At 37.8% G+C, this 5,951-nt stretch carries 7 protein-coding genes; all 7 read right to left on the minus strand.

Annotated elements, in window-relative coordinates; translation table 11 throughout:
* Positions 1–401: 401 nt before the first annotated feature.
* Positions 402–1,823, minus strand: coding sequence for a Glu/Leu/Phe/Val family dehydrogenase (locus tag B3I52_RS15615; RefSeq protein ID WP_293303078.1), 1,422 nt, complete (start codon positions 1,821–1,823; stop codon positions 402–404).
* A 137-nt stretch (positions 1,824–1,960) separates the two neighbouring features.
* Positions 1,961–2,179 (minus strand): CcmD family protein, encoded by a 219-nt coding sequence (locus B3I52_RS15620; protein ID WP_293303081.1) that lies wholly within the window; start codon positions 2,177–2,179, stop codon positions 1,961–1,963.
* Positions 2,180–2,264: 85 nt separating this feature from the next.
* Positions 2,265–2,927, minus strand: a complete 663-nt coding sequence (gene ccsA, locus B3I52_RS15625; protein WP_293303083.1) for a cytochrome c biogenesis protein CcsA — start codon at positions 2,925–2,927, stop codon at positions 2,265–2,267.
* A 104-nt stretch (positions 2,928–3,031) separates the two neighbouring features.
* The gene (locus B3I52_RS15630) at positions 3,032–3,694 is read right to left on the minus strand and encodes a heme exporter protein CcmB (RefSeq protein WP_293303085.1); all 663 of its coding nucleotides are present in this window, start codon (positions 3,692–3,694) and stop codon (positions 3,032–3,034) included.
* 134 nt (positions 3,695–3,828) lie between these two features.
* On the minus strand, positions 3,829–4,551 hold the full coding sequence (locus tag B3I52_RS15635; protein WP_293303087.1) for a ZIP family metal transporter: 723 nt from the start codon (positions 4,549–4,551) through the stop codon (positions 3,829–3,831).
* Positions 4,551–5,114 (minus strand): phosphatase PAP2 family protein, encoded by a 564-nt coding sequence (locus tag B3I52_RS15640; RefSeq protein WP_293303089.1) that lies wholly within the window; start codon positions 5,112–5,114, stop codon positions 4,551–4,553. The genes B3I52_RS15635 and B3I52_RS15640 overlap by 1 nt, the downstream gene beginning before the upstream one ends.
* Positions 5,111–5,842 (minus strand): class I SAM-dependent methyltransferase, encoded by a 732-nt coding sequence (locus B3I52_RS15645; protein WP_293303092.1) that lies wholly within the window; start codon positions 5,840–5,842, stop codon positions 5,111–5,113. The genes B3I52_RS15640 and B3I52_RS15645 overlap by 4 nt, the downstream gene beginning before the upstream one ends.
* Between the last annotated feature and the right edge of the window lie 109 nt (positions 5,843–5,951).

Here is a 5,951-nt window from a genome sequence, read left to right on the forward strand (position 1 = left end):
AATATCATTTTTAAACAGTTTCCTATGAATAAAAATTTTTCAACGTATAGTAGGTGAGGGGAGTAAACTTATTATTAATTGAACGTAAGTTTTGGATGTTAATATTTGACAATCAATGCCATGTGTCCACTTCGAAGTCTTTCCTACCCTCATGCCCAATGTCATTAAGGTAGCGTTGGCGGGGACGCCAACACTTGATTTTGCGGACCTTGGCGTCCCCGCCAACGGACTAAATATGCTTAACTTAATGACATTGCCCTCATGCCTGGCATCGGCATTCCATTTTTTCGCTTGGTTGCTCTATTTTAACGCATTATTTTTAACTAAATAGGCTAAATGCTGGTAAACAAAAATGCCCCGTAACGGATAGGTTACGAGGCATTGCCTAAGTTGGGATTATTTTATGGCCAAACTCCTAAATTCATGTAAGAAACGGCAATTTTGTCTATCGAATTTACAAAAGCTGCAGTTCTTAACGTTTTTACTTCTGGCTTGTCTATTAACGTTTGTCTAATTTCGCGATAAGAGTGGATCATGGTGTCTTCTAAGCCCGAATTTACGAGTTCTAATTCTGATGCTCCCTTAACAATCATTAAACGGTGCTCTGTTGGAATAGTTTTTCCGGTTAAGCTTTCTAGGGTGTTAATTAAGTTCGCATTTGAGTTTTCGGCATAGCGATTTTCCATACGACCAAAAGCTACGTGAGAAAGATTTTTTAACCACTCGAAGTAAGAAACCGTTACACCACCAGCATTACAATACATGTCTGGAAGAATAATGCCGCCCATTGCTGTGAAGATTTCTTCGGCTTCTGGAGTACATGGCCCATTAGCACCTTCGGCAATAATTTTTGCTTTAATGTTGCGAATATTTTCGGCAGTAATTTGGTTTTCTAGTGCTGCCGGAATTAAGATATCGCAAGCTTGTTCTAAGCCTTCTTTAGAGTTTTTGAAATCTTTAGCACCAGGGAAACCCAATAAAGACCCTGTATTTTTACGATGGGCAAATACCTCATCTACGTTTAAACCGTTTGCGTTATAAATTGCACCTTCAAATTCGCAGATCCCCACAATGGTACCTCCAAATTCGGTAATAAACTTAGCGGTATGGTAACCTACGTTACCTAAGCCTTGTACAATTATTTTTTTATCTGCTAAACCAGCGGTAAGGCCAAGTTTTTTCATGTCGTCGGCATGGTTTACACACTCACGTACCGCGTAAGCTACCCCGCGGCCAGTGGCTTCTTTACGGCCACGGATACCATGTAAAGCAATAGGTTTACCGGTAACACAACCTAAGGCATCTAAAGAGCCTGGGTTCATGGTCATATAAGTATCAGCAATCCAGCTCATTTCGCGTTCGCCAGATCCGTAATCAGGAGCAGGAACGTCTATACCGGGCCCAATAAAGTTTTTCTTGATTAATTCTGTAGTATAACGACGGGTAATGGTTTCTAGTTCTGCTACCGTATAGTTTTTAGGATTGATACAGATACCACCTTTTGCACCGCCGAATGGTACGTTTACGATAGCGCATTTGTAGGTCATTAATGCCGCCAATGCCATTACTTCGTCTTCGTTAACCATATCGCTGTAACGAATACCTCCCTTGGTGGGGCTCATGTGGTGCGAGTGTTCTACACGCCACGCATCAATTACTTCAAATCCGTTTCCTCTACGAATGGGAAACTGAAAACGGTACACACTGTTACATGCTTTAATTTGTGCCAATAAGCCTTCTGGATGAGAGGTAAATTTAGCGGCACTGTCAAAGTTTTTGCACACATCTGCGAAAAAACTCGTTTCATTTACTGTACTAGCCATTTTTCTTGATTTTGGTTTATGCTTTTACGGGTGCAAAATTGCAGTAAAATAAACCATTCTTGCAAAAATAATTTTCTTAGTGTAAGCTAAACACTATTAGTTTTATAGTCTTAAAAACGTATCTGTTGCGTTTTAAGTTAGTTTTTATCGGTCGATTTTTTTTCTAACAATTTCAAACGTTTGTCTAAACGGAAAAGATAAATCAATAAACCAATTAAAATAATGAGGATACAAATCACCACAATGTAGATTTTTCCATCGGCACGCATTTGGTCGGCCATCTCTATATCGCTGTTTTGGGCAAATAGATTAAATGAAGTAAAAAGGAGTACAAGCAGTGCTGAAATTTTTTTCATTGGGTTTATAATTTTGTTTATAAGGTAATGAAGCTATCAAATTTTTCTATTGTATTTTTTGTGAACGTAAACTTTTGATGGTTCATTATAAAGTAATTTGTTTGTTTTCTAAAATTTTAGTTCTGAAACGAAGGGTATAAACCCAATAACCTATTAAAATCCAACCTAGGCAAGCCGGATAAAATACCATACGCATACGACTGTCTAAATCGTAGCTGTTAAAACCGGGGTTGCCACCATTGCCGGGGTGTAAAGAGTCTTGCAGGCGGGGCAGTACAAAAAGTAATACCACCATCATAGGGAAAGCGAAAATGTTATAGATCGCCGCAATTTTTGCTCTTTTTTGTTCTTCGTCTATGGCGTTGCGCAACACAAAATAGGCGAAATAAAGCAATAGGGATATGGCTGCAAAGTTCTGTTTAGGGTCGAAGCTCCAAAACTGCCCCCAAGTAAATTTAGCCCATACTGCCCCTGTTACAATGCCAAGTATGCCAAAAATAACACCCGCATTTGCACTTTCTACGGCTCTAATGTCGTCGGTTTCGCTTTGCGTGCTTAAAGACTTTACACTGTACCAAACCGAAATGGTAAACAAAGTTACCATAGCAAACCACATGGGTACATGAAAATACAAATTTCTAATGGTTTCGTTAAGGATGGCTAGTCTAGGTACTTCTAGCAGTAAACCGGCTATTGCAGTATAAACTACTAAAGCAGCGGCTAATATTTTCCACCAGTTTTTGTTCATAAATTATTTGTATGTGTTTAGTATTTAGATGTTGGTGTTTAGCTAATACATGTTATATTATTTTATTCATCATCGCATTATCAAATTACCAAATCATCACATTGTTAATCTCGCCAAAGGTAAGGAAATAACAATAAAGCAACTGTCATCACCATTACATTTATCACAGCCAAAAGGCCAATCTCGTCTAAACTTACACCCCTGTCTAAACCATCCATGGCATTTTTAGCAAATTTAATTAAAACAATAAGCACAGGGATGATGATAGGGAAGCTTAGTATGGCCATTAACATACCGCCGTTGCCTGTTTTTGAGGCTATGGCCGATACCATGGTGAAGATGGTTGAAAAGCTTAAACTGCCCAATACGGCAGCTAAAAGGTACATTAAAATGTCAATGTCTTTATTTGGTTCGAAAACTAAGCTGTAAAATGCCAATGCAATTACAGTCAATAGCATCATCAGCAAACTATTGTAAATGGTTTTGGCAATAATTAGCGCTACGGGACTAACTAAAGTGTAGGTATATAGTTGTCGGCCCTTGCTTTCTTGAAGGAAGCTTTTTGCAATAGCATTAATGGAGGCAAATAGCATAATGATCCAAAAAAGTGCGTTCCAGGTGATCTTATCAATAACTTGAAAAGACATAAAACATACAAAAACCGTAGAAACTACGTACAGCAACACTCCATTTAAGGCATATTTAGAACGCCATTCTAGTATAATCTCTTTTTTGATTAAGTGTTTTACCTGTTGTACCAATTGCATTTGTGCAAAGATAGAATTTAACCCCTAAATCCCCTAAAGGGGACTTAGGTTATAATGTCATAATTTAGCTATTAATTACCTTAGCTTGTAGATTTGTTTGATAAGCCTCCTCTTTGGGAAGATTGGGTGGGCTTTTAATGCGAATGCCCAGCGTAAAAGCCAATTAGCGCAATCCCAATTCCTAATAAAACAGCCAGCATTTTACGTTTGTTAATTTTATGGTCGGCACTCGATTCGAAAAGTATGGTAGTAGATATGTGCAAGAAAATACCAATTACAATGCCCATAATTTTATTAAAGTAGGCTTCTACACCGCCTATGGTGCCATTACTTAAACCTAAGCTTACCCAATAGCCCAATGGTGCCATCATGGCAAATAAAATTAAGTAAAAAACAATTGAACCTTTTTTAAGGTGATTTTGGACGAAAATACTGGCTAGCGCAAAAGCAGCAGGAATATGATGCAAAGCAATGCCGAAAATAAACTCGTTATGGTGGTCTTTGGCCAAGGGCATTCCTTCTAAAAAGGCATGGAGGCATAAACTGATCATAATGCCATACGGAAAAGCGTGAGCATGGTGATGTTTGTGGATATGGCCATGTTCTACACCTTCTGAAAATTGCTCTAAGAAAACTTGCAACAAAAAGCCAATAAGAATATAGATGCCAATTTCGTGGCCGTCGGTACCGCTGTAGGCATCGGGAATAAGGTGTAAAACCGTAATGGCAAAAAGGTAGGCCCCGCTAAAGGATAAGATGAGTTTTAAAAGTTGAGATTTGTCGTTCTTTACTAAAAAAATAGCCAATCCGCCTAAAACGGCAGAAAAGAACAATATCGAAAACTTCCACAATTCCATTAACTAAGGGGTTTAATTTTTTGATATACAAAATTAGTAAACAAACCTATCGCTATTCCCAATAACATGCCACAAAAAACATCGATGGGGTAGTGCACGCCTACATAAACTTGCGCAAAACTAATGGCTGCGGCCCAAAGTAAGCCTATTGGTAAAATAGCTTTCCATTTACGGTAAAAAACTCCAATTAAAAAAACAGCTATGCCAAAGTGATTGGTGGCGTGCGATGAAGGAAAGCTTTTGCCGCTGCCGCAATTTACACGCGGTATAATTTCTTCTTTAAGCCTAATTTCGTTACAGGGCCTTAATCTTCCTACATTGGGTTTAATCAGTTTTGCAGAGATCATATCGCCCATTGCAAAAGTCAATAAAATACCGCCGATAATGTATAAACCGGTTTTCTTGTACTGTCTAATGCAGAAAATAACGATGAAAAGATACAAAGGCGACCAGAAAAAACGGTTGCGTAATAAGGGCATCAGCCAGTCGAAAAAGCCATTGCTTAATCCCCGATGTATCTTTAGGAACAGTTCGGTATCAAACTGAAGTATTTCTTGCATCATACTTTCTTACATACTAAAATTAAGCGGTCCGATTTTAGCTCATCGAATTCTTCTAGGTGGTAACTGCCAAATTTTTCTATGATTTGAAAGCCACTTTTGCTTAGCATATTTTCAAAATCGGCTAATAAGAAAGCTTGTACCCGCTCTTCGAAAGCATAATCTTTTAATCGGTGTTCGAAATTGATATGCTTAATAATTTTGCCCTCGGCAACAAATTTGTTGATGTGAAACTCTATCCCATCAATGTCTTTAATTTCTTGATGGGTAAGGTTTTTAATAATTTTCTGGGTGTTAAAATAATCGATTACAAAAGTACCATTGGCATTGATACTTTTTCTAAAGGCCTTTAAAGCATTGATATGGTCTTTTTCGTTATCAAAATACCCAAAACTGGTAAAAAGGTTTAGGGCAATGTCGAAATAGTTGATGTACGACAGTTTGCGCATGTCGTGTACATAAAAATGCAGGTTTTTCTGTTCAAATTGCTGTGCATATTTGATGCTTTGCTCAGAAAGATCGATGCCAGTTACATCGTAACCTTTTTTATTAAGGTAAATGGCGTGCCTGCCTCTGCCACAGGCAATATCAATAATTTTACTATCGGCTTTGGGCCTTAAGTGTGCTAATAGGTTATCAATTAATAATTCTGCTTCCTCATTGTTTCTATTGCCATAAAGTATATGATAATAAGGCGAATTAAACCAATATTGAAACCATTTTCGCTGCATTTTTTCCAGTTTTTATGATTTGCAAATATAGGTTTTTTGCTTGTTTTGTAGCTAATTTTTAGAAGCTGTTTAGATTTCAATAAGAATAGATACATAGGCGGGTGGTGAC

Origin of the sequence: Pedobacter sp. UBA4863, assembly GCF_002399615.1 — a bacterium.
Taxonomy (GTDB): Bacteria; Bacteroidota; Bacteroidia; order Sphingobacteriales; family Sphingobacteriaceae; genus Pedobacter.

What these genes read in the sequence shown, in the direction of transcription:
- B3I52_RS15615 (WP_293303078.1), bottom strand. Translation starts at nt 1,823, where the DNA reads ATGGCTAGTACAGTAAATGAAACGAGTTTTTTCGCAGATGTGTGCAAA.
- B3I52_RS15620 (WP_293303081.1), bottom strand. Translation starts at nt 2,179, where the DNA reads ATGAAAAAAATTTCAGCACTGCTTGTACTCCTTTTTACTTCATTTAAT.
- ccsA (WP_293303083.1), bottom strand. Translation starts at nt 2,927, where the DNA reads ATGAACAAAAACTGGTGGAAAATATTAGCCGCTGCTTTAGTAGTTTAT.
- B3I52_RS15630 (WP_293303085.1), bottom strand. Translation starts at nt 3,694, where the DNA reads ATGCAATTGGTACAACAGGTAAAACACTTAATCAAAAAAGAGATTATA.
- B3I52_RS15635 (WP_293303087.1), bottom strand. Translation starts at nt 4,551, where the DNA reads ATGGAATTGTGGAAGTTTTCGATATTGTTCTTTTCTGCCGTTTTAGGC.
- B3I52_RS15640 (WP_293303089.1), bottom strand. Translation starts at nt 5,114, where the DNA reads ATGATGCAAGAAATACTTCAGTTTGATACCGAACTGTTCCTAAAGATA.
- B3I52_RS15645 (WP_293303092.1), bottom strand. Translation starts at nt 5,842, where the DNA reads ATGCAGCGAAAATGGTTTCAATATTGGTTTAATTCGCCTTATTATCAT.